24 protein-coding genes are annotated in these 25,760 nt (G+C 68.0%); 12 read left to right on the plus strand and 12 right to left on the minus strand.

Features of this window, described 5'->3' with window-relative positions:
- Nucleotides 1-73: 73 nt before the first annotated feature.
- The 5 genes from glmU (at nt 74) to ACWGCN_RS25655 (ending at nt 4,565) form a co-directional block, all read left to right on the plus strand.
- Nucleotides 74-1,564, plus strand: coding sequence for a bifunctional UDP-N-acetylglucosamine diphosphorylase/glucosamine-1-phosphate N-acetyltransferase GlmU (glmU, locus tag ACWGCN_RS25635; RefSeq protein WP_378993172.1), 1,491 nt, complete (start codon nt 74-76; stop codon nt 1,562-1,564).
- A complete protein-coding gene (locus tag ACWGCN_RS25640) occupies nt 1,561-2,541 on the plus strand; it encodes a ribose-phosphate diphosphokinase (RefSeq protein ID WP_056813833.1) in 981 nt (326 codons plus the stop codon). The genes glmU and ACWGCN_RS25640 overlap by 4 nt, the downstream gene beginning before the upstream one ends.
- 205 nt (nt 2,542-2,746) lie before the next feature.
- A complete protein-coding gene (locus ACWGCN_RS25645; RefSeq protein ID WP_452458861.1) occupies nt 2,747-3,373 on the plus strand; it encodes a hypothetical protein in 627 nt (208 codons plus the stop codon).
- A gap of 86 nt (nt 3,374-3,459) precedes the next feature.
- The gene (locus ACWGCN_RS25650; protein WP_378993175.1) at nt 3,460-4,125 is read left to right on the plus strand and encodes a DUF2461 domain-containing protein; all 666 of its coding nucleotides are present in this window, start codon (nt 3,460-3,462) and stop codon (nt 4,123-4,125) included.
- A gap of 65 nt (nt 4,126-4,190) precedes the next feature.
- Entirely contained in the window at nt 4,191-4,565 is a 375-nt protein-coding gene (locus tag ACWGCN_RS25655; RefSeq protein ID WP_387445836.1) for a hypothetical protein, read from the plus strand.
- 112 nt (nt 4,566-4,677) lie between these two features.
- Here ACWGCN_RS25655 and egtD read toward each other — a convergent pair whose 3' ends face one another.
- From egtD to egtA, 4 genes are all read right to left on the minus strand, one after another.
- A complete protein-coding gene (gene egtD / locus ACWGCN_RS25660; protein ID WP_452458860.1) occupies nt 4,678-5,649 on the minus strand; it encodes an L-histidine N(alpha)-methyltransferase in 972 nt (323 codons plus the stop codon).
- On the minus strand, nt 5,646-6,488 hold the full coding sequence (gene egtC, locus ACWGCN_RS25665; protein WP_452458859.1) for an ergothioneine biosynthesis protein EgtC: 843 nt from the start codon (nt 6,486-6,488) through the stop codon (nt 5,646-5,648). Before egtC ends, egtD begins: the two co-directional genes overlap by 4 nt.
- Complete coding sequence (gene egtB, locus ACWGCN_RS25670) at nt 6,488-7,822, minus strand: ergothioneine biosynthesis protein EgtB (RefSeq protein WP_452453352.1); 1,335 nt, start codon at nt 7,820-7,822, stop codon at nt 6,488-6,490. Before egtB ends, egtC begins: the two co-directional genes overlap by 1 nt.
- Nucleotides 7,823-7,904: 82 nt before the next feature.
- Nucleotides 7,905-9,191, minus strand: a complete 1,287-nt coding sequence (egtA, locus tag ACWGCN_RS25675) for an ergothioneine biosynthesis glutamate--cysteine ligase EgtA (protein WP_387445833.1) — start codon at nt 9,189-9,191, stop codon at nt 7,905-7,907.
- 122 nt (nt 9,192-9,313) lie between these two features.
- Between egtA and ACWGCN_RS25680 the strand changes: the two genes are divergently transcribed.
- Entirely contained in the window at nt 9,314-10,492 is a 1,179-nt protein-coding gene (locus ACWGCN_RS25680; RefSeq protein ID WP_387445832.1) for an aminotransferase class V-fold PLP-dependent enzyme, read from the plus strand.
- On the opposite strand, the gene ACWGCN_RS25685 is transcribed toward ACWGCN_RS25680, so the two are convergent.
- Nucleotides 10,482-11,042 carry a TetR/AcrR family transcriptional regulator gene (locus tag ACWGCN_RS25685; RefSeq protein WP_387445831.1) on the minus strand — a complete coding sequence of 187 codons (561 nt, stop codon included), beginning with the start codon at nt 11,040-11,042 and terminating at the stop codon, nt 10,482-10,484. The two genes, ACWGCN_RS25680 and ACWGCN_RS25685, sit on opposite strands and share 11 nt — an antisense overlap.
- Before the next feature lie 97 nt (nt 11,043-11,139).
- Between ACWGCN_RS25685 and ACWGCN_RS25690 the strand changes: the two genes are divergently transcribed.
- Complete coding sequence (locus tag ACWGCN_RS25690) at nt 11,140-11,796, plus strand: lysophospholipid acyltransferase family protein (protein WP_378993191.1); 657 nt, start codon at nt 11,140-11,142, stop codon at nt 11,794-11,796.
- 122 nt (nt 11,797-11,918) lie between these two features.
- Nucleotides 11,919-13,562: a fatty acyl-AMP ligase gene (locus ACWGCN_RS25695; RefSeq protein WP_378993194.1), complete on the plus strand. Its 1,644-nt coding sequence runs from the start codon at nt 11,919-11,921 to the stop codon at nt 13,560-13,562.
- A 42-nt stretch (nt 13,563-13,604) separates the two neighbouring features.
- Here ACWGCN_RS25695 and pth read toward each other — a convergent pair whose 3' ends face one another.
- Together pth and ACWGCN_RS25705 are read right to left on the minus strand one after the other, a co-directional pair.
- Entirely contained in the window at nt 13,605-14,183 is a 579-nt protein-coding gene (gene pth / locus ACWGCN_RS25700; RefSeq protein ID WP_379318384.1) for an aminoacyl-tRNA hydrolase, read from the minus strand.
- A gap of 23 nt (nt 14,184-14,206) precedes the next feature.
- A complete protein-coding gene (locus ACWGCN_RS25705) occupies nt 14,207-14,830 on the minus strand; it encodes a 50S ribosomal protein L25/general stress protein Ctc (RefSeq protein WP_452453345.1) in 624 nt (207 codons plus the stop codon).
- Nucleotides 14,831-15,312: 482 nt separating this feature from the next.
- On the opposite strand from ACWGCN_RS25705, the gene ACWGCN_RS25710 reads away from it, so the two are divergent.
- Nucleotides 15,313-16,953, plus strand: a complete 1,641-nt coding sequence (locus ACWGCN_RS25710; RefSeq protein WP_387445829.1) for a peptide chain release factor 3 — start codon at nt 15,313-15,315, stop codon at nt 16,951-16,953.
- A gap of 19 nt (nt 16,954-16,972) precedes the next feature.
- On the opposite strand, the gene ACWGCN_RS25715 is transcribed toward ACWGCN_RS25710, so the two are convergent.
- Together ACWGCN_RS25715 and ACWGCN_RS25720 are read right to left on the minus strand one after the other, a co-directional pair.
- A complete protein-coding gene (locus ACWGCN_RS25715; protein ID WP_387445897.1) occupies nt 16,973-17,539 on the minus strand; it encodes a nuclear transport factor 2 family protein in 567 nt (188 codons plus the stop codon).
- A gap of 240 nt (nt 17,540-17,779) precedes the next feature.
- Complete coding sequence (locus ACWGCN_RS25720) at nt 17,780-18,652, minus strand: Abi-alpha family protein (protein WP_378993200.1); 873 nt, start codon at nt 18,650-18,652, stop codon at nt 17,780-17,782.
- 405 nt (nt 18,653-19,057) lie between these two features.
- On the opposite strand from ACWGCN_RS25720, the gene ACWGCN_RS25725 reads away from it, so the two are divergent.
- Together ACWGCN_RS25725 and ACWGCN_RS25730 are read left to right on the plus strand one after the other, a co-directional pair.
- A complete protein-coding gene (locus ACWGCN_RS25725) occupies nt 19,058-20,272 on the plus strand; it encodes a hypothetical protein (RefSeq protein WP_378636028.1) in 1,215 nt (404 codons plus the stop codon).
- Entirely contained in the window at nt 20,263-21,165 is a 903-nt protein-coding gene (locus ACWGCN_RS25730; RefSeq protein ID WP_379312871.1) for an Abi-alpha family protein, read from the plus strand. The genes ACWGCN_RS25725 and ACWGCN_RS25730 overlap by 10 nt, the downstream gene beginning before the upstream one ends.
- A 58-nt stretch (nt 21,166-21,223) precedes the next feature.
- On the opposite strand, the gene ACWGCN_RS25735 is transcribed toward ACWGCN_RS25730, so the two are convergent.
- Together ACWGCN_RS25735 and ACWGCN_RS25740 are read right to left on the minus strand one after the other, a co-directional pair.
- Nucleotides 21,224-23,014, minus strand: a complete 1,791-nt coding sequence (locus ACWGCN_RS25735) for an ABC-F family ATP-binding cassette domain-containing protein (RefSeq protein ID WP_378993202.1) — start codon at nt 23,012-23,014, stop codon at nt 21,224-21,226.
- 198 nt (nt 23,015-23,212) lie between these two features.
- Nucleotides 23,213-24,148, minus strand: coding sequence for a 4-(cytidine 5'-diphospho)-2-C-methyl-D-erythritol kinase (locus ACWGCN_RS25740; RefSeq protein ID WP_378993204.1), 936 nt, complete (start codon nt 24,146-24,148; stop codon nt 23,213-23,215).
- 153 nt (nt 24,149-24,301) lie between these two features.
- Here ACWGCN_RS25740 and ACWGCN_RS25745 point away from each other — a divergent pair, with 153 nt between their 5' ends.
- Nucleotides 24,302-24,508 carry a heavy-metal-associated domain-containing protein gene (locus tag ACWGCN_RS25745; RefSeq protein ID WP_378993206.1) on the plus strand — a complete coding sequence of 69 codons (207 nt, stop codon included), beginning with the start codon at nt 24,302-24,304 and terminating at the stop codon, nt 24,506-24,508.
- Nucleotides 24,509-24,854: 346 nt separating this feature from the next.
- Here ACWGCN_RS25745 and rsmA read toward each other — a convergent pair whose 3' ends face one another.
- Nucleotides 24,855-25,739 (minus strand): 16S rRNA (adenine(1518)-N(6)/adenine(1519)-N(6))-dimethyltransferase RsmA, encoded by an 885-nt coding sequence (gene rsmA, locus ACWGCN_RS25750; RefSeq protein WP_378993208.1) that lies wholly within the window; start codon nt 25,737-25,739, stop codon nt 24,855-24,857.
- Between the last annotated feature and the right edge of the window lie 21 nt (nt 25,740-25,760).

The following is a 25,760-nucleotide window of genomic DNA, read 5'->3' on the forward strand; positions in this document are numbered from 1 at the left end:
CGTATCGTCGGCCCGCACCATCTACCGACCGAACCCGCCACAGCACTCGCTGACAGGCAGCCGAGGGAGATCCATGCCACCGCAGACCGCCGTCGTCGTTCTCGCAGCAGGTGCTGGGACGCGAATGCGGTCGAAGACTCCGAAAGTGCTGCACCCGTTAGCAGGACGGTCGATGCTCTCGCACGCGCTGCACGCCGCCGTCGAGATCGATCCGACCCACCTGATCACCGTTGTCGGGCACGACCGGGACAAGGTCGGAGCCGCCGTCGCGGACGTGGGTAAGGAACTCGGCCGCGAGATCGTGTGCGCGGTGCAGGAGCAGCAGCTCGGAACCGGACACGCGGTGCAGTGCGCACTGGGTTCGATCCCCGCGGACTTCGACGGCGACCTTCTCGTCACCTCGGCCGATGTGCCGCTGCTCGACGGGCACACGCTGTCCGCGCTGCTCGACGAGCACCGCAGCTACGCCGAACGGCCCGCCGTGACGGTGCTGACCTTCGTGCCCGACGACGCCAACGGTTACGGCCGGATCGTGCGCGACGACGACGGCCAGCTCGCCGAGATCGTCGAGCACGCCGACGCCACCCCCGAACAGGCCAAGATCAAAGAGGTCAACTCCGGCGTCTACGCGTTCGACGCGTCGGTACTGCGCACCATGATCGGGCGGCTGTCCACCGCCAACGCCCAGCACGAGCTCTACCTCACCGATGTGCTTCGACTGGCCCGCGAGGCCGGTCGCCCCGTGCACGGCGCGCGACTGGTCGACTCGAACAAGGTCACCGGCGTGAACGACCGGGTGCAGCTGTCCCAGGCGGGCGCCACCCTCAATCGCTACATTCTCGAACGCCACATGCGCGCGGGCGTCACCATCATCGACCCGGCGACCACCTGGATCGACGCGAGTGTGCGGATCGGGCGCGACGCCGTGCTGCGGCCCGGTACCCAGCTCTTCGGCAGCACCGAGATCGGCGAGGACGCCGAGATCGGGCCCGACACCACGCTCACCGACGTGCTCGTCGGAGTCGGCGCGAGTGTGATCCGAACGCACGGAACGCACGCTCAGATCGGCGACGGCGCGTCCATCGGCCCGTTCAGCTACCTCCGCCCCGGCACCGTCGTGGGCGAGGAAGGCAAACTCGGCGCGTTCGTCGAGACCAAGAACGCCTCGATCGGCGCGCACTCGAAGGTGCCCCACCTCACCTACGTCGGCGACGCGACGATCGGCGAGCACAGCAACATCGGCGCTTCCAGCGTTTTTGTGAACTATGACGGAGTGAACAAGCACCACACCGTGGTTGGTTCCCATGTGCGAACAGGTAGCGACACCATGTTCATCGCGCCGGTCACCGTGGGTGACGGCGCCTATACGGGTGCGGGTACTGTACTGCGCAGAAGCGTTCCACCGGGTGCACTTGCTGTGTCGGGTGGGCCACAGCGCACTTTTGAAAACTGGGTGCAGCGCTACCGTCCAGGAACCGCTGCGGCGCGCGCGGCGGCGGAAGCCATCGCGGCAGACGAGACGTCTTCGAAGACAATCGAGCAAAAGGATGGCAACCAGCAGTGACCGCGTTCTCGATCGACAACCAGAAGAACTTGATGCTCTTCGCCGGCCGGTCACATCCTGAGCTGGCCGAGCAGGTCGCCAAGGAACTCGACGTCGACATCACCCCGCAGACCGCGCGTGACTTCGCCAACGGTGAGATCTTCGTCCGGTTCGAGGAGTCGGTCCGCGGTTCCGATGCCTTCGTGCTGCAGAGCTTCCCCGCGCCGCTCAACCAGTGGCTGATGGAACAGCTCATCATGATCGACGCGCTCAAGCGCGGTTCGGCCAAGCGGATCACCGCGGTGCTGCCGTTCTACCCGTACGCGCGCCAGGACAAGAAGCACCGCGGCCGCGAGCCGATCTCGGCCCGCCTGGTCGCCGACTTGCTCAAGACCGCGGGCGCCGATCGCATCATCAGCGTCGACCTACACACCGACCAGATCCAGGGCTTCTTCGACGGCCCCGTCGATCACATGCACGCGCTGGTGCAGCTGTCGGACTACATCCGCACCAACTACCCGTCGGACAACCTCGCGGTCGTCTCCCCCGACGCCGGCCGCGTGAAGGTCGCCGAGAAGTGGGCCGACGCGCTCGGTGGCACGCCGCTGGCGTTCATCCACAAGACCCGCGACCCGCTGGTGCCCAACCAGGTGAAGTCCAACCGCGTCGTCGGTGACGTCGAAGGCCGCACCTGCGTGCTGATCGACGACATGATCGACACCGGTGGCACCATCGCCGGTGCGGTGAAGGTCCTCAAGGAAGCCGGCGCGGGCGACGTCATCATCGCGGCCACCCACGGTGTGCTCAGCGATCCGGCCGCCGAGCGCCTCGCCAACTGTGGTGCCAGGGAAGTCGTCATCACCAACACGCTGCCGATCAGCGAGGACAAGAAGTTCCCGACGCTGACCGTGCTGTCGATCGCGCCGCTGCTGGCCCGCACCATCCGCGAGGTCTTCGAGAACGGCTCGGTCACGGGCCTGTTCAACGGCAACGCCTAACCGCCTCCCCGCGACTTTTGGCCAGACTGGGGCGCGGGGTGGGTTGGGGACGCGGCAAGCCTTCAGAGGTTGAGGGTTAGCTCGTGCCCGGTGAGTTACCCATGTTCTCTCGAGACCAGTCGGTGCGTTTGTCCTCGGACAATGGCGCACCGGCTGGTCTTTGGTGCATGGTGGTCCTGTAATTCGGGACGTTATAGGGGGCGGCATGGGGACTGAGCCGGAGCGGCGGGTCGAACTCGGTAAGGATCAGGGTGTGCCGCGGGTGCAGGACGCGCCGGAGGTGGCTGATCCGGTGGGCGGGGAACCATGGGGTGGGATCGCCGATCCGGTAACCGCTGACGACGCGACGTCGTATCCCCCACCGCCCGCCGCTCAGCCTTGGGCTAGGGTCGCGAATCCGGCTGTCGAGTTGCCGCCGTATCCGCCGCCACCGCCGGGGCCGATGTTTCCCGCGCCCGGGTATCCCGCTGTCGGCAATGCCGCGCCGATATATCCCGCTTCGGGCTATCCGCCGCCTGGTCGGGCTCCTTACGGAGCGCCGCAGTACCCGGGGCAGTTCCCGTCGCCGCCTCCGCCGGGGTACGGCTACCGCGACAGCACGCCGGTGTGGTCGATCATCAGCTTCTGTTGTGTCGCGGCGTCGGTGCTCGGCGGGGTGATGCTGTGCGGGCTGCCGGTGCTCGTCACCGCGCCGACGGGAGTCGTGCTCGGGCTGGTCGGACATGCCAAGGGTGAGCCGATGGGCAAGTGGGCGGCGATCGCCAACGGGGCCATCGCGGCGCTGGCCGCGGTTCTGGTGCTCGTGTTCGTGGCACTGATCGGCGGTCTGTGAGCCTCGGCGGGCGATACTGGTAGGGGTAGCCGGCTCGATCGCCACGCCGCCCCCGTCCCCGAACAGAACTGAGAAACGCCGCACCGATGGACGCTTTCACCGGATTCCCGCTCGCCGGACTCGACTTCTACGAAGACCTGGAGGCCGACAACTCGAAGGCCTTCTGGAACGCGCACAAACACCTCTACGACGAGGCCGTGCGCGCACCGATGGTCGCGCTCGCCGCCGAACTGGCGGCGGAATTCGGACAGGCCAAGATCTTTCGGCCCTACCGTGACGTCCGATTCTCGGCCGACAAACTGCCCTACAAAACCCACCAGGGCGCGGTGGCGGGAGTGTCGCCCGGCGTCGGCTGGTACGTGCAGATCGGGGCGGCGGGATTGTTCGTCGCGGGCGGCTGCTTCCGGCCCTCGCCCACCGCCTTGGCTGTCCTGCGGGCCACGATCGACGACGAGGTGCGCGGCGCGGAACTGGAGAAGATCCTGGCCGCGACGACGGCAGCCGGTTTCACCCTCGGCGGCGACAAGCTCAAAACCAAGCCGAAGGGCTACGCCATCGACCATCCACGCATCGACCTGCTGCGCCACAAGTCCCTGACCGTGCACCGCGAGTTCGGCGCACCGGAGTGGCTCACCACCCCGGCCGCGGCCACCGAGATCCGCCGCGCCTGGAACGACCTGCGGCCGCTCGTCGAATGGTTCGCCGCCGTCCTCCACGGCGTCCCGGAGGACACCAGCGGCAGACGCCCGTAGCCGACGACCGCCCGGCCCGGGCGTGGTTCGTGACGGACGGCCGTCGGAGGCCGATACTGGAGACCATGAGCCGTGAACCGTTGGACATGGACATGGGCGACGACGATCAAGCCGACGACATCGTCGAATACGAACGCTATGTGGAAGACCCGCCCGCCGACTATGTGATCCGCAATCACGAAGCCGACGCCGACGGCTTCCTCGGCATCAACGAGGAAATCTCCGAGGAGTACACCGAGCGCGGGTCCCGCCGGGAGGCGATGGAAGAGGACGAACGCCCCGCCGAGGAAAGCGCGATGCGCGTGGTCGGCGACGACGATGTCGACGGCGCCCTCTTCGACGACGACGCCGTCAACGGCGAGGAAGGCGTCGAAAAGGACCTGGAGGGCGACGAGAACCTCACCAGCGGCGAATACCTCGCCGACGAACTCGACCTCTGACCACCCATCCCGCGCGATGACATCACCGCCGACGCACCCCGCCGCGTGACGGCTCGGTTGCCGCCCTCCTGACCTGACCGCCGGCGCGCTCGGCCTGACCCGGAGCCAGGACTCAGCGGCGTTCGGACAGGGACAAGATGAAGCGGTTGTCGGGGTCGGTCCAGGTGTGGGTGGGGGTGAAGCCGGCTCGGTGCAGTTCGGCGGCGAGGGAATCGGGGCGGAACTTGGCGGAGATCTCGGTGCGCATCTCTTCGCCCGCGGCGAAGTCGACGGTGAGGTTCAGACCGGCGACGGTGGCCGTCATCGCCTCGGTGGCGCGCAGGCGCATTTCGATCCACTCGTTCTCGGCGTCCCAGAGGGCGACGTGGTCGAATTTCTCGGGGACGAAATCGGCGTCGAGACGGTGGTTGAGGACGTGCAGGACATTGCGGTTGAATTCGGCGGTGACGCCCGCGGCGTCGTCGTAGGCGGGGACCAGGACCGCCGGGTCGATGACCAGGCCCGCGCCGAGCAGCAGCAGCTCGCCGGGTTCGAGGACCTCGTTGATGCCCGCCAGGAATTCGGCGCGCTCGGCGGGGACCAGGTTGCCGATGGTGCCGCCGAGGAAGGCGATCATGCGGCGGCCACCGCGGGGCAGGTTGTGCAGGGTGTCGGTGAAGTCGCTGACCACGCCGTGCACGGACAGGTTCGGGTACTCGGCTGCGATCTCGTCGGCCGCGCCGCGTAGCGCCGAGGCCGAGACATCCTGCGGAACATAGGTTTTCAGCGAACCTTCGGCGGTGAGCGCATCCAGCAGCAGACGGGTCTTGGCGGCCGAGCCCGAGCCGAGCTCCACCAGCACCTCGGCGCGAGCGGCCGCGGCGATCTCGCCGACGACCCGCTCGAGCAGGGCTCGCTCGGTGCGGGTCGGGTAGTACTCGGGCAGTTCGGTGATCCGCTCGAAGAGCTCGCTCCCGCGGGCGTCGTAGAACCACTTGGGCGGCAGCGACTTCGGGTCGGCGGTGAGACCGGTGCGGGCGTCGGTGCGCAAGGCCGCGGTGAGATCGTCGTCAGTGAGGTGGATGTCCAGCAGCGGCGCGGTCATGAACGGACCCTTTCGGTAGCGGAGAGTTCGAGTGCGGTGATGGTGCAGTGGCCGGGTGTGGCGGTGACCAGTTGGTGGTCGACGACGGATTGCCAGCGTGGGTCCGCGTCGTAGGGTTCGGACGAGAGCACGGCGTAGTCGTCGGTGACGAGCACCGACAGCGCATGCCAGCAGGTGGTGGCCCACAGCTGGATACCGTTGCCGAGCAACAGGTTCAGGCGAGCGCTCGGCTGATACCGGAGAACGGTCGCGACCAGCAGCTGTAGGGCGTCGGCCGGGGAAGTGACAGGACCGGCGGGGTCGATCTCCCCGAGCAGGCCGCGCAGCAGCACCCACAGTGCGGCGGAATCGGTGAGCGCCTCCGCCTGCAGCAGCACCGCGGGTGAATCGAACAGCGTTGCGGTGGTGCAGACTTCGCGCAGATCGGCGACGACGGCGACGAGCGTGGTTCGCCAGTCCGGCACGACGCCGTTGTGGCTGAAGGCCCAGTGTTCGTCGGTGAAGGGCGCGCAGGCGCAACGCTCCACCGGCATGCCGACGGTGGCCGAGCGGACGGCGGCGACGACCGACCGGGATTCGAGCTGCCCGAGCACTTCGGCGACGGCGGGGTCGGTCCAGATCGGGGCGTGGTTGCGGTAGCGGGTCACCGCGTCGCGGGCACCCTCCGTTCCCACATCGGCGCGGCGCCACCAGGCCACGCCGAAGCCGTCGGCGTTGATGGTGCCGCCCGCGCGCATATCGACCGGCGCCCAGGACTGGGTGTAGAGCGAGTGGGGGCCGCGCAGAATCAGCTCGCCGACCCCCACCGGCGGGCCGACGTAACCGAGGTGCCTACACATCAGAGTTCGTCCTCGCGCAGATCTCGGGCGAGCCGGAACCCGGCGAAGATCTGCCGCCGGATCGGGTGATCCCAGTTGCGGAAGGTGGCACGGCAGGCGACCTCGTCGGTGCCGAAGGATCCGCCGCGCAGGATGCGGTAGTCACCGCCGAAGAAGACCTCCGAGTATTCGCGGTAGGGGAACGCGCGGAACCCGGGGTAGGCCTCGAAACCCGAGGAGCACCATTCCCAGACATCGCCGATGAGCTGGTGCACGCCGGTGGCCGACGCACCGGCCGGATAGGCGCCGATCTCGGCGGGTTCCAAATGTCGCTGGCCGAGGTTGGCCAGGTGCGCGTCCGGTTGGTCCTCGCCCCACGGATAGCGCCGCGACGCACCGGTTTCCGGGTCGAAGCGGGCCGCCTTCTCCCATTCGGCCTCGGTCGGCAAGCGCTTGCCCGCCCACCGCGCGAAGGCCTCGGCCTCGAACCAGCACACATGCACCACCGGCTGATCGAGCCGCAGCGGGGTGCGGACGCCGAATGCCGTGCGCGTCCACCCGTCACCGTCGCGCTCCCAGAACTGCGGAGCGACCAGGCCTGCCTCCCCGCGGTGCGCCCAGCCGCGCTCCGACCACAGCTCGGACCGGTCGTAGCCCCCGTCGTCGAGGAAGGCGAGAAACTGCCCGTTGGTCACCGGCGCGACATCGATCGCGAAGCCGTCGACGTGCACCGGATGGGCGGGGCGTTCGTTGTCCAGCGCCCACGGATCGGCCGAGGTCCCCATCAGGAATTCGCCTGCGGGAAGGATGATTTCGCCACCTGCGGACACCTGGGCGACCGGAGCGGGCGGCGCCGACAGGACCGGCGCGCCGATTCGCAATTGATGGGTGGCGAGCATGGTCTCGTCGTGCTGCTGTTCGTGCTGAGCGATCATGCCGAACGCGAAACCGTTGTCCACCAGCGGATTACCGGCCAGATCACTGGAATCGAGGACGTCGAGGACCTTTTCGCGCACCGAGCCGACGTAGCCGCGCGCCTGCTCGGGGTTGAGCAGCGGCAACGCGGGCCGGTTCGACCTGGCGTGCTTGAACGCGTCGTAGAGCTCGTCGATATCGGCCCGCACCGCGTCGCGGCCTCCGACATCGCGCACCAGCCACAGCTCTTCCTGGTTCCCGATATGCGCCAGGTCCCAGACCAGCGGCGACATCAGCGGCGAATGCTGCGCGACGAGATCGGCTTCGTCCACGCTCTCGGTGAGCAGGGCGGTGCGGCGGCGAGCACGCGACAGGACCTCGGCGATGCGCGCACGCGTCCGGTCGCGGTCACTGTGGTCGGCGGGGGCGGAAAGAGTCACGAGAGCTCCGAAACAGGCGGGTCGACAACGACTTCGGACAGAAGGACAGCGGCATGCCGACCACGCGCGGCCGACGAGATCATCACGACCCGCCCGCGCCGTTGCGTGCCGAGTCGACCTCGGCGAGTGGACTGCGGCCCGCACTACATCGGCGGGCCGCGGCGGCCAATTCCGCGGCAGCGGAGGGTGTTCGCGCATGCGCGGCGGCCAGGTCGAGCACGTCTACCGCAGCGCGGCGCAAGTGTGGGTCGAGCAGGCCGCAACGCGCCGACGTCAACCACTCCCCCGCGGTGGGCGCGGCGAGGGCTGTCGCCTCGGCGACGACAGCGGGGGTCGACAGCAGCGCGTCGAACAGGTGGATCGGGGTGGTCCACGCGTCACCGGGCTGGGTGTCGAGGTAGCGGACCTCGAGGTGACCGGACGCTCGGACCGGGGGAAAGAGGGTGGTCAGGTGGTAGTCCAGATCGGCGCGGGTCGGGCGGCGGCCCACTTCGTCGTCGAGGGCGCCCGACAGCCAATCGGCGAAGGTGGCACCGGGAGGCGGGGACCAGTCGGCATCGACATCGGTGCAGCGCACACACAGCAGCGGCACGTCGAGAGCCCAGTGGGCATACGAGGTGATCGGGTCCGCCCAGTCGGCCACCGGGGGTCTGGAACGGGCAGGGTCGAGGCGCAACCAGGTGCGCATTCGCTGAGACGCCCAGTCGCCGCGCGGTACGCCGTGCAGGCGCGGTGAGCAGGCGAAGGCGGCGATGAGGGTGGGGCCGAGGACGTAGAGGGCGGTCCAGCGCGCCCGCACCTCGGCGGGATCGGCGCCGGCGTCCACGCTGACCTGCGTGGCGGCGGTGTTGCACATCATGAGGGTGCCGAAGGGGCCGACGCCGTCGAAATGACGTTCCATCGCCGCGTAGCGGGGCAAACGGAGCAGGCGCTCGGCGGGACGGCCCGCATCGGCGGCGGCGGCGAAGATACTGATCTCCTGGGCGGCGAGCAGGTCCCGCAAACGGGCCGCATCAGCGCGTAGATGCTGCGTCAGCGCGGCCGGATCAGCGAACGGTGCGCTGGAAAGTTCTATCTGACCACCGGGTTCGACGGTGACCAGGCTCCCGCCGGGCAGGGGAACCGCGGCGGAAGCGGGGGCGAGGGAGGTCGGTGCATGCGGCCCGAGGGCCGCTGCCAGCTGGTCGAGCGAGGGCCGCGAACCGGTGGGACCAGCGGTGAGCCACTCCAGTTCGGCGCCGATCAGCGCAGGTGGACCGAGCTTGAAACAGACGCCGCCGACATAGGCTTCGGCCGCCGCCCTCGACGACATTTCGCCCTGGTCGGGGGCATAATCGGGCCACGACGAACGTTCCAGGGTGACCGCCATACCAACCTCCACGTGCTGCGTGCTGCCGGGGAACCTGCGTTTCGCTCATTCCAGAGTAGCGAGGTCCACCGACAGAAAAAGTGACCAAAAGGGGAACGACTCGGGGCGCTATCGTCGTCACCATGCTTGACCTCGCCGCGATCAGAGCCGACACCGCAGGACTTGCCAACGGTCAGGTCTTCCTCGACAGCGCCGGATCGTCGCTGCCGCCGAAGATCGTCCTCGACACGATGATCACCCATTTACACCGCGAAGCGGAGATCGGTGGCTATCGGGCGGCTAATGAGCGTCTGGACGATCTCGCCGCGGTGAAGACCTCGATCGCGACGCTCATCGGCGCCACGCCCGGAACCATCGCCCTCAGCGACAGTGCGTCCCGGTCATGGGCCGATTTCGCCTATTCGGTACCACTGCGCCCCGGCGACCGGATCCTGATCTCCGGCGCCGACTACGCCAGCAACGCGATCGCCGCGCTCCAGCGCGCGAAGCACACCGGCGCGGTGGTCGAGCGCATTCCCAGCGACGACACCGGCCGCCTCGACACCGACGCGCTCGCCGACATGCTCGACGAACGCGTGCGGCTGGTTTCGCTGCAACACGCCCCGACCAACGGCGGCCTCGTGAACCCGGTCGCCGAGGCCACCCGAATCGCCCACGAAGCCGGTGCGCTGGTACTGCTCGACGCCTGCCAGTCGACCGGCCAGCTGCCCATCGACGTCATCGAACTCGGGGTCGACGCCATGTCGACGACCGGTCGAAAGTGGTTGCGCGGCCCCCGGGGCACCGGCTTCCTGTATGTCCGTTCCGAATTGGCGCAGACCATGGAACCGGCCCGCCTCGACCTGCACAGTGCCGCGTGGGTGAGTCCCGGCGAATATCGTCTGGCCGACGACGCGGCCCGGTTCGAATTCTGGGAGTGCGGTGTCGCTGCCCGCCTCGGTCTCGGCGCCGCCGTCGACTACCTGCTCGAGCAGGGCTCCGACGAGGTCTACGCGGCCGTCGCCACCCGCGCCGAGTACCTGCGCAAGACCCTGCCGGAACTGCCCGGCGTGACCGTGCGCGACCTGGGCACCGAGCACAGCGGCATCGTCTCGTTCACCGCCGACGGCCACGATCCAGAACAGCTGCGCGATCGGCTCGCCGAGCACGCGATCACCGTCACCGTCAGTCACGCGGGCTCCACCCTGCTCGACATGTCCGAGCGCACCCTGCCCGCCGTGCTGCGGGCCTCCCCGCACTATTTCGTCAGCCCGGCCGACCTGGACCGCTTCGTCGCGACGCTGGCCGACCTCACCCGCTGAGTCCCGCGAGGTGCTCGCGGACGATCCGGTCCACGAGCACCCGCGGATCCTGGTCGGGGGCAACGATCTCCAGCGTCCGGTTGACGGCGATCGTCGCCAAACCGTGCACATTGGTCCACAGGGCCAGCGCGCGCTGCGGCGCCGACTCCGGCGCCACCGCCGCGACCAACTCCACCACCTGTCCGTACAGCGGCCGCGTCGTCGCCCGCAGATTCTCGCCGGAGCCCGCCAGCAGATCGTGGCGGAACATCAGCGTGAACATCTCGGGCCGCGACACCGCGAAATCCACATAGTCAACGGCCATTCGGCGTAACCGTTCACGCGGGTCGTCGATCGTGGCGAGCATCGAGAACCGCTCGATCAGCTCCCCGAATCCGCGCGCCGCGATCGCCGCGAGCAGCGCCGCGTGCGTGGGAAACCACCGCCGCGGCGCGCCGTGGGAGACGCCGGCGGCCCGCGCGATCGCACGCAGCCCGAGTGCGCCGAAGCCGTCGGTTTCGAGCAGATCGACACCGACGTCGACCAGGCGCTCGCGCAACGATTCAGGCATACCGGCAATTCTGCACACCCGTTCACAGACCTTCGCGGTCGCCTGCGTAGACAGTGTCTACTAGTCTGCGTAGACACTGTCTACGAAGGGTCTGCCCATGTGGTACCTGCTGTGCAAATACGTCCTCATCGGCCCGGCGCTGCGCCTGCTCGGCCGCCCGCACGTCGAAGGGCTGGAGCACATTCCACGCACCGGCCCGGTGATCATCGCGGCCAATCACCTGGCCTTCATCGACTCGCTCTACCTGGCCCTGGTGATCCCGCGGCCGCTCACGTTCCTGGCGAAGCAGGAGTACTTCGCCGGCACGGGGTTGCGTGGGCGATGCAAACGCTGGTTCTTCACCGCCGCGGGCCAGGTACCGGTGGACCGCACCGGCGGCGACGCGGCCGCCGACGCGCTCGCGGCGGCCACCGCGATCCTCGACGGCGGCGGCGCCTGGGCAATTCACCCGGAGGGCACACGGTCACGGGATGGCAGGGTCTATCGTGGTCGCACCGGGGCGCTGCGCGTTGCCATGGCCACCGGGGCACCGGTGGTGCCCGTGGTCCTGGACGGTACCGATCGCATGAATCCTCGCGGTCGGAAACTGTTGCGTTTCACCAAGGTACGCATCACCGTCCACCCCGCGCGGCACTATCCCACAGCTGTTCATCACGCCCAGGTCAGAGCGGCAACGGACCTGCTGATGCGGGAAATTGCCACGCTATCGGGTAGACCATACGTAGACCGCTACGCAGCCACCTTCGCTGGCTAGGGCGCAACAGCAGGGGTGCTGGGGCGTCAGCCCGGGTTAACACGCGTGGGGCGGGGCGGGATTTCTTGTTGGGAGTGCAGAGCACGGCCGTAACCGATCGTTGGCGTAAAGGGAGACCGACGTTGAGCAGGTTCACCGACGAAATGTTTGGCACAGCGTTGACCAGCTCCAAGGGGCTGGTCACCGGAGAGCCGGAGGCACCACTGCGGCAGACCTGGGGGGACATTCATAGGCAGGCGCGGCGGATGGCGGGTGGTCTCGCGGACGCCGGGATCGGGCACGGCGACGCCGTCGGCGTGCTGGCCGGCCTGCCTGTCGACATCGCGCCTGCCTGCCAGGCCATCTGGATGCGTGGCGCTTCCATCACCATGTTGCATCAACCGACGCCACGCACCGACCTCGCGGTCTGGGTGCGTGACACCGAAACGGTGCTGCACATGATCGACGCGAAGGCTGTCGTACTCGGCGCGCCGTTCGCGGCGGCCGAGCCGGTGCTGCGGGAACGCGGGATCATCGTGGTGCCGGTCGAGGACTTGCACCGAGGTGCCGATACCGATCCGGTGCCGACCACCGAGGGCGATATCGCGTTGCAGCAGTTGACGTCCGGTTCGACCGGATCCCCCAAGGCCGTCCGGATCACCCACGGCAACTTCAACACCAACGCCTACGCGATGTTCAACCGGGTAAAATTCCAGCTCGACGACGACGTGATGATCAGCTGGCTGCCGCTGTTCCACGACATGGGGATGGTCGGATTCCTTAGCGTACCTATGCAATTCGGCGCCGAGGTGGTGTGCGTGACACCACTGGACTTCCTTGCCAGGCCACTGCTGTGGGCCGAGCTGATCGACAAGTATCGCGGAACTGTCACCGCCGCGCCGAATTTCGCGTACTCCCTGCTGGCCCGGCGCCTGCGTCAGGCCGAACCGGGCTCCCTGGATCTGTCCAGCGTGCGTTACATGTGGAACGGCGCCGAACCGGTCGATCCCGACACCATGATCGCCCTCGCGGCGGCGGGCGACCAGTTCGGGCTCAGCCCGATGGCACTCACGCCGGTGTACGGCATGGCCGAGACCACCCTGGCCGTCTCGATTCCCGACCCCGGCAACGGGCAGGTGCTCGACGTGATCGATGCCGACCTGCTCGAGGTCGTCGGCAAGGCGGTACCGATCGCCGAGGACGGCCACCACGGCACCCCGCGCAGGCTGCCCACGCTGGGGCACCTGGTCGACGATCTGGAGGGGCGCGTCGTCGACGCCGAACGTCAGCCGCTGCCGGTCCGCTCGGTCGGCGTCATCGAATTGCGCGGCCCCGCTGTCACTTCGGGCTATGTCACCGTCGACGGCTTCCGCCCCGCCAAGGACGCCGACGGCTGGCTCGACACCGGCGATATCGGCTACTTCACCGAAGACGGCCTGATGGTGGTGTGTGGGCGCATGAAGGACGTCATCATCATGGGCGGGCGCAACATCTACCCCACCGACATCGAACGAGCCGCACTGCGCGTACCGGGCGTGCGCCCCGGCAACGCGGTCGCGGTGCGCCTCGACGCGGGGGAGAAACGCGAAAGCTTCGCGGTGGTGGTCGAATCCAACGACTACCAGGAGGCCGACGAGGTGAAGCGCATCGAGCGCGAGATCGTCCACGAGGTCTTCGCCGAAGTGGGCTCGCGCCCGCGCACCGTGGCCGTGCTCGGCCCCGGAGCTCTCCCGAAGACCTCCTCGGGCAAACTCCGCCGCTCGGCCACCGCGGTGCACCTGCGCTGAGAACGAACTCGGCGCGCCAAGTGCCTTGGCGCGCCGAGTGTCTCAATGCAGGTTGTTCTGGGCTGCTTCCAGCCCGACCTTCAGCAGCAGCTCCACCGCGTCGGCGGCCTGCTCCACGATCACCGGTACCTCTTTGCGCTCCGGCGCGGCGAAGGGCTTGAGGACGTAGTCGGCCGGATCCTGTCGACCGGGCGGGCGCCCGATCCCGATCCTGGTCCGCAGATATTCCTTGGTGGTCAACGCCTGCGAGATAGACCGCAGCCCGTTGTGACCACCCTCGCCGCCGCCCTGCTTGAGCTTGAGCGTCCCGAACGGCAGATCCAGCTCGTCGTGGATCACGATCACCTGGTCCACCGGCACCGAGAAGAACTTCGCCAGCGCGGCTACCGGCCGCCCGGACAGATTCATATAGGTGCGCGGCTTCGCGATGAGGATCTGACGCCCGTCCAATCGCGCCTGGAGCAGATCGGCACCGGACTTCTTGTGCACGGCAAAACGGCCGCCGACGCGCTCGGCGAGCACATCGGCGACCAGGAAGCCCACATTGTGGCGGGTGCGCTCGTACTCGGGGCCGGGGTTACCCAGTCCGACTACGAGCGCGGGCCCGGAAGATTCGGTCATTGCCCGAATCGTAGTGCGCGGTCTTACTCGGACTCGGGAGCGGTCTCCGCGGTCACGGCCTCGGCGGCAGCGCCTTCACCCTCGTCGTCCATCTGCGAGGCGGACGGCGCTTCGATCACGTTGACGATCAGCGCTTCCGGGTCACCGGCCAGGGTGACGCCCTCGGGCAGCGCGATGGTGCCGGCCAGGATCTGGGTGCCCGGCGCGATGCCGGCGACCGAGACCTCGATGGACTCGGGCAGGTTCATCGCGTCGGCCTCGATCGACAGGGTGTTGAGTTCCTGGGTGATCAGGGCGCCGGAGGTGGCCTCGCCGGTGACGACGACGTTGACGTCGGTGGTGACGCGCTCGCCACGCTTGACGATCAGCAGGTCGGCGTGCTCGATGTAGCGACGGATCGGGTGCACGACGACCGACTTGGTCATCGCCAGCTGCGGCTGGCCGTCGATCTGCAGGTTCAGGATGGCGTTGGTGCCGTGCAGGCGCAGGATCGCGGCGAACGCCTTGGCGTTCAGCGACAGGTGCTGCGGCTCGGCGTGGTGGCCGTACAGCACGGCGGGCACGTTGCCGTCGCGACGGGTGCGGCGGGCGGCACCCTTACCGAATTCGGTGCGGACGGCAGCTTCGATCAGATTGGCGTCGGACATACTGAATGCGCTCCTACGGCTGGTCATGGGTGACCCAACTCCGGGGTCAAGGTCTACTCGTCGGACGAAAGAACGAACGAGGACGGCCCAAACAAACTCAGCCGAGCCGCGTCGATCACGGTGTGCGCACCAAACGGGCACTCACCCTCGCCGAGACAACCCGCCAACCATACCGCATAGCAATCCGCGATCTGAAACCGCCATGACCGCACTCCGAACCCCCACCTGCGACCCATAGGGAGCAGCGGCCACAAAGTGGCCGGTCGCGGCCGGGTCGCCGGTCAGCCGCCGGGGCGTACGCGACGAAGGAGCAAGCCCCGGTGGCTAACCGGCGGCCCCCAGGGGCCGCGACTCGAGCGCGCCAGCGCTCCAAAAAACACAGCGTCAAACCTCCTGGGACTACCGAACAATTGATCCCCCCTGTGACCACCCCTTCAGCCCCTCGTACCCTGGAAAGGCTGCCCCCACCGAAAGGCTCCCCTTTGTCCGAGTCCGGAGAGAACGTCGCCCCCACCCCCCGCGGGTTACCCGCCGAGGTGGCCCGTCGGCGCACGTTCGCCGTGATCTCGCACCCCGACGCGGGTAAGTCGACGCTCACCGAAGCGCTGGCCCTGCACGCCAGGATGATCTCCGAGGCGGGCGCCATCCACGGTAAGGCCGGTCGCAAGTCGACGGTGTCGGACTGGATGGAAATGGAGAAGGCGCGCGGTATCTCGGTCAGTTCGACCGCGCTGCAGTTCAACTACCGCGCCGCCGGGTCCGATATCGACAATGTGATCAACCTCGTCGACACCCCCGGCCACTCCGATTTCTCCGAGGACACCTACCGGGTGCTCACCGCCGTCGACGCGGCGGTGATGCTGATCGACGCGGCCAAGGGCCTCGAGCCACAGACGCTCAAACTGTTCCAGGTGTGTCGCCACCGCGGCATCCCGGTGATCACCGTGATCAACAAGTGGGACCGGCCGGGTCAGGCCCCGCTCGAACTGCTCGACGAGATCAGCGAGCGGATCGGCCTCACCCCCACACCGCTGTTCCTGCCGGTCGGCATCGCGGGCGATTTCCGCGGCCTGCTGCGTCGCGGACCGGACGGCGAGGCCGCCGAGTACATCCACTTCACCCGCACCGCCGGTGGCGCGACCATCGCACCCGAGGAGTACCTGACCGCCGACGAAGCCGAAGCCCGCGAGGGTGAGGCGTGGACGACCGCGGCCGAGGAGAGCGAACTGCTCTCGGCGACCGGGCAGGACCACGATCAGGAGATGTTCCTGGCGGGCCAGACCTCGCCGGTGATCTACGCCTCGGCCATGCTGAACTTCGGTGTGCGCCAACTGCTCGAGACGCTGGTGCAGCTCGCGCCCGCGCCCGGCTCACGCGAGGACGTGACGGGCAAGGAACGCACGACCGGTGACCCGTTCAGCGCGGTGGTGTTCAAGGTGCAAGCGGGCATGGACACCGCCCACCGCGATCGGTTGGCGTTCATGCGGATCGTCTCCGGCGAATTCGAGCGCGGCATGGTGGTGACCCACGCGCAGACCGGTCGCCCGTTCGCCACCAAATACGCGCTGACGGTCTTCGGCCGCGAGCGCACCACGGTCGACACGGCCTACCCCGGCGATGTGGTCGGCCTGGTCAACGCCACCGCGCTCGCGCCGGGTCACACGTTGTTCGTCGAGAAGAAGGTGGAGTACCCACCGATCCCGAGCTTCGCCCCCGAGCATTTCGCGACGCTGCGCGCGCAGAGCGCGGGCAAGTACAAGCAGTTCCGCAAGGCCATCGACCAGCTCGATTCCGAGGGCGTGGTGCAGGTGCTGCGCAACGACGCGCGCGGTGACGCCACCCCGGTGCTGGCAGCGGTCGGTCCGATGCAGTTCGAGGTGGTCACCGCGCGGATGCAGGGCGAGTTCAACGTCGAGACCCAGCTGGACTTCCTGCCCTTCACGCTGGCACGGCGCACCGACGCGGAGTCGGCGCCCGAGCTGGATCGCCAGCGCGGGGTCGAAGTGTTCACCCGTACCGACGGCGTGATCCTGGCGCTGTTCAGCGACAAGTGGCGGCTGCAGTACATCGAGAAGGAACACCCGAAACTCACGCTGGAACCGCTGGTCGCGACCGCGGACTGACGCTGTCTGGGCCGGAGGTTCAGGCGGCAGGCCCGGGATTGCGTTCCACCGAGGAGATGTGGTTCTCCTGGGCGATCATTCCCCAGCGGCTCGCGGTGAGCCGCAGGCTGGGTAGATCGCTGAGCGAGAGCACTACTTCGTAGGTGCGCTCGTATCCGGTGTGCGAGATGCGCCAGTGCCCGTCCTCGCAGCGCACATAGCTGTCGGTATAGAAGGCGGCACCGCGCAGACACATGTTGTGTTCGGGAATGATCACCGTGTCGGCCAGGTACCAGGTGCCGGAGGCGGTGTCGCCGTCGACATCGATCTCGGGGTGGTCGCAGCGATGCTCGGTGATCACGTGCGGTCCGAGGGTGTTGCGCAGGAAGGCCAGGAAGGCCTCGCGCGACTCGAACTGCAGATACTCGCTATAGGTGGCGGTCGCCTCGGGGACCAGGGTATCGGCGAACTCGTCCCACGACTTGGTGTCCAGGCTGCGCAGATAGCGGTATTTCAGCCTGCCGATCGCGATGCGATCGTCGGGGTCGTCCGGCGGGCGCTCGATGGGTGCGGGCTGTTCGTCGTCGTCCGACGGCGCTGTCACCATCCATGCCTCCCCCGAGTCCGCCCCGGCGACCAACGGCTCGTCCTCGCCGGGCAGCACCGGCGCAGGCCCTGCCCATGCGGCCGCGACAGGTTCGTCGACGTGCACGTTCGGTGATTCCGGGCCCTGCTCCATTTCTCCACGATCCCACCAGAAACGGCTCGCCGCCCGTTCTGTATCAGATCGCTATCACTGCCGAAACCGGAGTGTGACCTCCGGCGCCGGCCGGCCCGGCTGTCTGAGCTACCCGATGGTGAAGCAGGTGCGGCAGAAATCCTCGCCGAATTCCGACAGACGCAGGCTCTTGCGCACGATCTTGGGCGCGCGGCCCGCCTTCTTGAGCGCGTGTTCCACGACGGGCTGCACTTCCAGCACCATGTACCGGCTCAGCACCACCGGATCGTCGGAGGTGAGCGTGAGGCCGAGGCGGTTGAGATTGATCAGGTAGGACCGAGCGCGGTCCGGGTAGCGCACGCCCGCCTGTTCGGGGACCGAGGTGAGGTCGCCCTGCACCAGCTCCGAGCCGATACCGAGCGGGCGGTTGGTGCGCACGTCGACCGAGGGTTGCGGACCGTTGAGGGCCATGAATCGCAGGATGCGGGCCTCGTCGGGAGCGACCTCGTCGAGGATGCGGTCGTAGGCCGGGTGCACGTCCTCGGTGAAGTACACGTCGGCCGAGCGGGCCAACAGCGCGTCGCCGCGTCGCCGCAGGTCATCGGTAGTGGCCGAGCGCAGGTACGGGCCGACGGTGATGGCCTGCTGCGACGAGCCGTTCGGCGTCGGCACATAGCTGACGATCTCGCGCACCGACCCCTCGGTGACGCCGAGTGCGCTGCGCGCGATGGAGCGCAGGGCATTGCCGGTGCGCTCGGCGATATCGGCGGAGGATTCGCCGTCCAGCGCCGCCTGCGCCAGCTCCTTGGTGACCTCGTAGGTGGTGCCGACAGCCCATTGGCTGCCGCGCACCGCGGTACCGGCGGCCAATCCGGCGGCGCGGAAGACGCCACGGATCAGCCGTGCTTCATTACTGATCTGTCGCTGCTCGACGTCCGAGCTGCGCTCGACGGCGCGGGTACCGGCACGGGCCAGGTCCTGTCCGGTCCTGTCGTCTGTCACGTCCTACTCCGAAGTCTCGCCATGTGAACAGTGCCACCACCTACCGCGCGTCCCCTCTGCACGGTATTTGTGGTCTGTCACGAAAGGTGGTGGTGGTCATTGTGTCCGACTCGCCAAGACGAGTACGTCATTCGGGACAGGTTCTGTGACTGATGTCTCAGACACTACCCTGTGGCCTGACACACGACGAATGGACCCAGTTCCTCATCTCACAGTAGGGTCACCTCGCCGCGGGGGTGATAAATTTTTGGTTCTCGGTGAGGCGGTGGTCACCGGGTATCGGCAGGAGGGCGTGTCGTGTTGGAGAGTGTGTTCGGGTTACACCCGACACTCCTGCTAGAAATTCTGACCATTCCTCTTTTCACAGGAATTATCGGTTACATAACCAACTGGTCCGGCATTCTCATGCTGTTCCAGCCGATCAAATTCCACGGATTCCGACTGCCCGGTCTGCGCGCGGTCTTCCCTTATCTACCCAAGCGGATCCAGGTATTGCCGCTGCTCAGCTATGACGGCCGGATCGGCTGGCAGGGCATCGTGCCCTCGCGTGCCGACAAGATGGCCAGCATCGCGGTCGACAAGGGCCTGTCCAAGCTGGGCAGCGTCGCCGACTTCTATCGCGAGCTCGACCCGGAGAAGCTGGCCGAACATCTGGCCGAGGTGGCCGACGCGCAGATCCGCGACATCGTCGAGGTGATCTTGCGCCGCGAACATCCCCAGCTCTGGTACAACCTGCCTGTTCAAGTCAGGGAGATGATCCATCAGCGGGTGCGTTCGCAACTGCCGGAGATCCTGCGCGACCTCACCATGGAACTCGGCGCCAATATCGATCAACTCCTCGATGTGAAGCAGATGGTGATCCGCTACTTCCAGGCCCGACCCCAATTGCTCAACCAGCTGTTCCAGGTGCTCGGCGCCAAAGAGCTTCGGTTCATGCAGAACTTCGGCTTCTACTTCGGCGCACCCTGCGGCCTGCTGCTGGTGCTGGCACTGCACACCACCGGGCTCTCGGCGCTGGTCGTGCTGCCGGTCGGCGGGATCATCATCGGCTGGGTGGTGAACTGGATCGGGATCAACATGATCTTCGCGCCCGCCACACCGAAGTGGTGGTGCCCGTGGCGGCAGGGTTTGCTGATCAAGCGCCAGCCCGAAATCACCGCGGGTTACGCGGCATTGGTGTCCACCGAGGTCGTCACGGTGGCCAACATCGGCGACGAACTGCTCAACGGACCGCGCTCGGACCGGACCCTGCAGATGCTCGAGGACACCCTGCGTCCGGCCGCCGACCGTGCGCTCGGGCCCGCGCGGCCCGCGGTGAAATTCATGCTCGGCAGCCGCGAATACGACTCGCTGCAAACAACTCTCACCACGCAAGCCATGACGATCGCGCCCATGGCGTTCGCCGACCCCGCGTTCAATGCTCAGCAGAGCAGGCAGGTCAACGATTACATCGCCCGGCAAATGTCCGCACTTTCTCCCCATGACTTCGTGGACATGCTGCGCTCGGCGATCAAACAGGACGAATGGTTGCTTTTTGTCCATGGCGGCGCGCTGGGACTGCTCGCCGGATACGCTCACATCCTGGTCTTCGGAACAGGAGTAGCGACGACATGGATGTAGACGACGGGACCCCGTCCACCGACATGGTGCGACGATCGGTACCGCCGCTCGAGGTATCCCACGACAGGCGTGGCCTGCTGCCCGTCTCACCGGTGCGCACGGTTCGGGCTGCGACCGGGGTGGCGCGCGTCGCGCTGACCGCCGCCTCGGGAATGACGCTGTGGACCCTGGACACCGCGCTCGGGGTGACCGTCACGGTGTTGCGCGGCAGCATGGCGGGCAACCCGCCCAACGAGGTGCTCGCCGAAGCGGAAACCGAAGTGCGCGACCGGCTCCGGCACGCCCTCGGCCTGCCGACGGGCGCCGAACACCACCGCGAGGACGGCACGCCGACTCTGCGTGAGCAGGGCGCCGAACTGCTGCGCCTGTCCGCCAGCACCACCGCCGCACAGCCCGACACCCATCCGGCCTATCCCGGGATTCTCGCCGAGATCACGCCGGACGAGGCACGGATCCTGCGCTTCCTGCACGTCGACGGGCCGCAGCCCGCCATCGATGTGCGCACCGGGCGGCAACGGGCGTTCGGTGGCGAGCGGTTGATCAGTGGACTGACGATGCTGGGCGACCACGCCGGCCTGCGGTTTCCGAACCGGGTGCCGCAGTACCTGCCCAACCTGCGCAGGCTCGGGCTCATCGAGTCCACCCGCGAACCCGTCGGCAACCCGCACCGCTACCAGGTCATCGAGGCCCAGGAGCAGGTGCGGGAGGCGTTGAAGCGCCCCGGTTTCGGTACGAAGGTGAGCTACCGCAGCATCCTGCTCACCGAATTCGGCGCCGACTTCGTCCAGACGTGTTTACCGGTCGTCATCAACGACGGCCGCGAAACCACTGGTCCGCCTCCCCGCGACTTCGGGCCGGACTCGAGTGCGCGGTCACGGAGCGTCGGCGGCTGACAGCAGGACTCCCGCCGAGTCAGCCCGTACCCCGGGAGTTACCCATGTGCGTGCGAGATCACTGGTCGGCGGCTTCTGCCAATTCCATCCAGCGCTCTTCTGCCGCTTCTTTTTCGGCGACGACTTCCTTCAGCTCGGCTCCCAGCTTGACCAGCTTGTCCGGGTCTGTCGCGGCGTCGGCGAGGGCGGCATGGAGTTTCTGTTCGCGCTCGTCGAGTTTGGCGATGCTGCGTTCGACCTTCGACAGTTCCTTGCGGGCGGCGCGGCGGTCGGACGAATCCGTCGAGGTGCCACCGGTCTTCGCGGTGAGCGGCTTGGCGTTGCCTGCCATGGTGGCGCGCTTGGCGAGATAGGAATCGATGCCGCCGGGCAGGTTGGTGAGTTTGCCGTCGCCGAACAGGGCCCAGGTGGAGTCACAGATGCGCTCGACCAGGTAGCGGTCGTGACTGATGACCACCAGCGTGCCCGCCCAGTTGTCGAGCAGATCCTCGAGCTGCTGCAGGGTGTCGATGTCGAGGTCGTTGGTCGGCTCGTCGAGCAGCAGCACGTTCGGTTCGGCCATCAGGATGCGGGTGAGCTGCAGGCGACGGCGTTCACCACCGGAGAGGTCACCGACCGGGGTGCGCTGGCGGGCCGGGGTGAAACCGAGCCGTTCGGCGAGCTGACCGGCCGAGATCTCCTTGTCGCCGAGCATGATTCGCTGTGCGACCTGCTGCACGGCCTCCAGCACCCGCATATCGGTGGGCAGGTCGTCGAGTTCCTGCCGCAGCCAGCCGATCTGCACGGTCTGGCCCTGGATCCGCTTGCCCTTGGCGGGTTCGGTCTCCCCGGCCAGCGCGCGCAGCAGCGTGGTCTTGCCCGACCCGTTCACACCGACCAGGCCGACCCGCTCGCCCGGCGCGAGTCGCCAGGTGAGGTCGTCGACCAGCACCCGGCCGTCGGGGGTGGTGAGGGCGGCATCCTCGAGTTCGATCACCACGCGGCCCAGGCGCTTGCGGGCGAACGCGGCCAGCGAGACCGAGTCGCGCGGCGCGGGCACATCGGCGATCAGTGCCTCGGCGGCCTCGACGCGATAGCGCGGCTTGGAGGTGCGGGCCTTGGCGCCGCGCCGCAGCCAGGCCAGCTCCTTGCGTGCCAGGTTCTGTCTGCGCGACTCCGAGGCGTCGGCCTGACGTGCGCGTTCGGCGCGGGCGAAGATCCAGTCGCCGTAGCCGCCCTCGTAGGTCTCCACCTTGCCGCCGACGACCTCCCAGGTGCGGTTGGCGACGGTGTCGAGGAACCAGCGGTCGTGGGTCACGACGACGAGCGCGGTGCGCCGGGCGACCAGGTGTTCGGCCAGCCACTGCACACCCTCGATGTCGAGGTGGTTGGTCGGCTCGTCGAGGACCAGCAGGTCCAGGTCGCGCACCAGCGCCGCCGCCAGGGCGACGCGGCGGCGTTCGCCACCGGAGAGGTTCGTGACGAGGGTGTCCAGGCCCAGATCGGCGATGCCGATGCCTTCGAGGATCGAGCGCACGCGCGAGTCGGCGGCCCACTGGTGGTCGGCGATGTCGGCGGTCGACAGGTCGTCGGACAGCCCGGCGAACACGATCGAACCGATGCTGGCGCCCTCGGGCAGCACGCCGCGCTGGGTGACCACGGCCATCCGCAGCCCGCCCACTCGGCTCACCCGGCCCTTGTCGGGCGGCTCCAGTCCGGTCAGGACCTCGAGCAGCGTGGTCTTACCGCCACCGTTGAGGCCCACCACCCCGATCCGTTCCCCCGCGTGAATTCCGAGGGAGACGTCATCCAGCAACGGCTTGACGCCGAAGCTCTTGGAGACCTGTTCCAGGTTGATCAGGTTGGGCATTGCCGCCTCTCCGCGACTTCAGGCCAGACATAGGTGCGGGGTTGCGGTGCGTCGGCGTCCGACGGGGGGATTGCTGGACCAGTTGGCCCGTTCCCGGTGAATTACCCATGTTCGTGCGAGATCTGTTGATTGCGATCATAGTGGACGCCGCCGGTCGCTCTGACCGGCACCGCGGCGGCCGGACTCAGCTGGTGGTCGTCAGCGTTTGGAGTGCGCCTCGGTATCGAGCACGCGGGCGCCCTGAACAGGACCGGTGGCCGTGCGCACGCTGCGGCACACGCCCGCGCCTGCCAGCTCCGCGGCGACACCGATCGCGGCCTCCTCCGATTCGCAGAGGAACGCGCACGTGGGCCCCGACCCCGAGACCAGCCCGGCCAGGGCGCCCGCGCCGACGCCCGCGCGCAGCGTGCGGCGTAGTTCCGGTTTCAGGGAGAGTGCCGCGGCTTGGAGGTCGTTGCCGAGTAGCGGCGCGAGGGTGTGCGGGTCGCCGGCGGCCAGTGCCTGCATGAGTTGCTGGGGATCACCGAGGCGCGGCGGCTCCCCTTCGGCGCGTAGCCGGTCGAGTTCGCGAAAGACCGAGGGGGTGGACAGACCGTCCTTGGCCAGCGCGAGGACCCAGTGAAAGGTGTTGCGCGACAGCACCGGAAGCAGGCGTTCGCCGCGGCCGGTGCCCAGTGCGGTGCCGCCGTGCAGGGAGAACGGGACGTCGCTGCCGAGTTCGGCGGCGATCGTGGACAGTTCCTCACGGGTCAGGCCGAGGTCCCACAGCTCGTTCAGCCCGACCAGGGTCGCGGCCGCGTCGGCGCTGCCGCCCGCCATACCACCGGCCACCGGGATGCCTTTGGTGATCGCGATCTCGACCAGCGGGGCACGGCCCGCCAGATGCGCCAGGCGGACCGCGGCCTTCCAGACCAGGTTGGTGCGGTCGGTGGGCACCTCGGCGGCGCCTTCGCCGCTCACCCGCACGGAAAGCGAGGCCGAGGGGGCCAGACGGAGGTCGTCGGCGAGGGACAATGCTTGGAACACGGTGGTCAGGTCGTGGTATCCGTCCGGGCGCAGATCAGCGACTCCGAGATGCAGGTTCACCTTCGACGGAGCTCGCACGACGACCGGGCTGGGCACAACTGACAGCACGATTCCCCAGCGTAATAGGTTCCACCGACTAGTACGCACGCCGAATGCCCGGCACTCGGCCGAGGGGTTGCGCCAGGTACCCTTGGGGGGTATGTTCGTTCGTGTCGGGGACATACCCCTGGACCGTATGTTGGAAGAGCGAAGGAGCCGGCCATGGCCACCACCACCTACACCGTCACGGGGATGACCTGCGGACACTGCGTGAGCTCGGTCAAGCAGGAGATCGGCAAGATCGATGGCGTCACCGGCGTGGAGGTCGACCTCGCCAGCGGCCTCGTTCGCGTCGACAGCTCGGGCGAACTGGCCGACGCCGATGTCGCCGCCGCGGTCGACGAAGCGGGCTACGCGCTGAGCGCCTGACTCCACCTGTGCTGGGCGAGCAGGCGCCGCGCGCGTCCAGCTCGCCCAGCATCGACCCGGTTCGCGACAACGCCCCCGTTCACCGTGGGTTCACCCACGTCAGGACGCGTCACGAATCATCCACAACGTCATCCACATCTTTCCCCGGACGTGGTGCGACACAAATTTCCGGGTTCCACCGGGAGCGCCACCCGCCGATCATGATCAACTCCGAGTGCCGCGAAAACCGGTTGTCCACAATTGCTTTCACAGGGGCACCACAACCCGCGCCGGTGAACGGCCGGTGTACTGCGGGTTCTCCTGCGGGAGCCCACGATTCGCCGCACGGGCGTACCGCTCGCGCCGATCAGGTCGTCGCAGCCAACCGGACGAACGCCGACGTCTCCAGGGTCTCGCCCCGTGCCGTCGGATCGATCCCGGCGGCGACGAGTCGGCGCTCGGCCTCGGCAGGCGAGCCCGCCCACCCGGACAGCGCCGCCCGCAACGTCTTCCGCCGCTGCGCGAACGCCGCGTCGATCACCTCGAACACCCGCCTGCGATGCGCGTCGTCCATCGGCCACGGCGCTTCGGCGTATCGGTCGATCCGCACCAGACCCGATTCGACGCGCGGCACCGGCCAGAAGACCTGCGTCCCCACGTGACCGGCCCGCCGGACCTTTCCGAAGAAACCCGCCTTGACGCTCGGCACCCCGTACACCCGGTTCCCCGGCTCGGCGGCAAGCCGGTCGGCCACTTCCGCCTGGACCATCACCAGCGACACCATGATGCTGGGCAACGTCGCGAGCAGGTGCAACAGCACCGGCACGGCCACGTTGTACGGCAGGTTCGCCACCAGCGCGGTCGGTACGGCGGGCAACTGCTCCGGACGCACCCGCAGCGCGTCTGCCTCGACCACGCGCAGACGCTCGACCAGGCCCGGCGCGCGATCAGCGACGGTTTCGGGCAGATAGTTCGCGAGCACGGGGTCGATTTCGACGGCGACCACCTGGTCGACCACGTCGAGCAGCGCCAACGTCAGCGAGCCGAGACCCGGGCCGACCTCGAGCACGGTGTCACCCGCGCCGACACCCGCCGCGGACACGATGCGCCGCACGGTATTGCCGTCGTGCACGAAATTCTGTCCGAGCTGCTTGGTGGGTCGGACGCCGAAACGCTCGGCCAGGGTCCGCACCTCGGCGGGACCGAGCAAGGCGGCACGGCTACCTCGAGCGGAATTCTCTGGTTCGGACACTGCTAGAACCTACCAACCTCG

The sequence above is a fragment of the Nocardia sp. NPDC055050 genome (genome assembly GCF_053608345.1).

Coding starts and splice junctions, on each gene's coding strand:
- egtD (WP_452458860.1), bottom strand. CDS start 5,649: ATGACCGCGCCGCTGCTGGACATCCACCTCACTGACGACGATCTCACC.
- pth (WP_379318384.1), bottom strand. CDS start 14,183: ATGACCGAATCTTCCGGGCCCGCGCTCGTAGTCGGACTGGGTAACCCC.
- ACWGCN_RS25685 (WP_387445831.1), bottom strand. CDS start 11,042: ATGCCTGAATCGTTGCGCGAGCGCCTGGTCGACGTCGGTGTCGATCTG.
- egtA (WP_387445833.1), bottom strand. CDS start 9,191: ATGGCGGTCACCCTGGAACGTTCGTCGTGGCCCGATTATGCCCCCGAC.
- ACWGCN_RS25735 (WP_378993202.1), bottom strand. CDS start 23,014: ATGCCCAACCTGATCAACCTGGAACAGGTCTCCAAGAGCTTCGGCGTC.
- ACWGCN_RS25715 (WP_387445897.1), bottom strand. CDS start 17,539: ATGGTGACAGCGCCGTCGGACGACGACGAACAGCCCGCACCCATCGAG.
- ACWGCN_RS25745 (WP_378993206.1), top strand. CDS start 24,302: ATGGCCACCACCACCTACACCGTCACGGGGATGACCTGCGGACACTGC.
- ACWGCN_RS25655 (WP_387445836.1), top strand. CDS start 4,191: ATGAGCCGTGAACCGTTGGACATGGACATGGGCGACGACGATCAAGCC.
- ACWGCN_RS25690 (WP_378993191.1), top strand. CDS start 11,140: ATGTGGTACCTGCTGTGCAAATACGTCCTCATCGGCCCGGCGCTGCGC.
- ACWGCN_RS25650 (WP_378993175.1), top strand. CDS start 3,460: ATGGACGCTTTCACCGGATTCCCGCTCGCCGGACTCGACTTCTACGAA.
- ACWGCN_RS25645 (WP_452458861.1), top strand. CDS start 2,747: ATGGGGACTGAGCCGGAGCGGCGGGTCGAACTCGGTAAGGATCAGGGT.
- glmU (WP_378993172.1), top strand. CDS start 74: ATGCCACCGCAGACCGCCGTCGTCGTTCTCGCAGCAGGTGCTGGGACG.
- ACWGCN_RS25705 (WP_452453345.1), bottom strand. CDS start 14,830: ATGTCCGACGCCAATCTGATCGAAGCTGCCGTCCGCACCGAATTCGGT.
- ACWGCN_RS25725 (WP_378636028.1), top strand. CDS start 19,058: ATGCTGTTCCAGCCGATCAAATTCCACGGATTCCGACTGCCCGGTCTG.
- ACWGCN_RS25730 (WP_379312871.1), top strand. CDS start 20,263: ATGGATGTAGACGACGGGACCCCGTCCACCGACATGGTGCGACGATCG.
- ACWGCN_RS25680 (WP_387445832.1), top strand. CDS start 9,314: ATGCTTGACCTCGCCGCGATCAGAGCCGACACCGCAGGACTTGCCAAC.
- egtC (WP_452458859.1), bottom strand. CDS start 6,488: ATGTGTAGGCACCTCGGTTACGTCGGCCCGCCGGTGGGGGTCGGCGAG.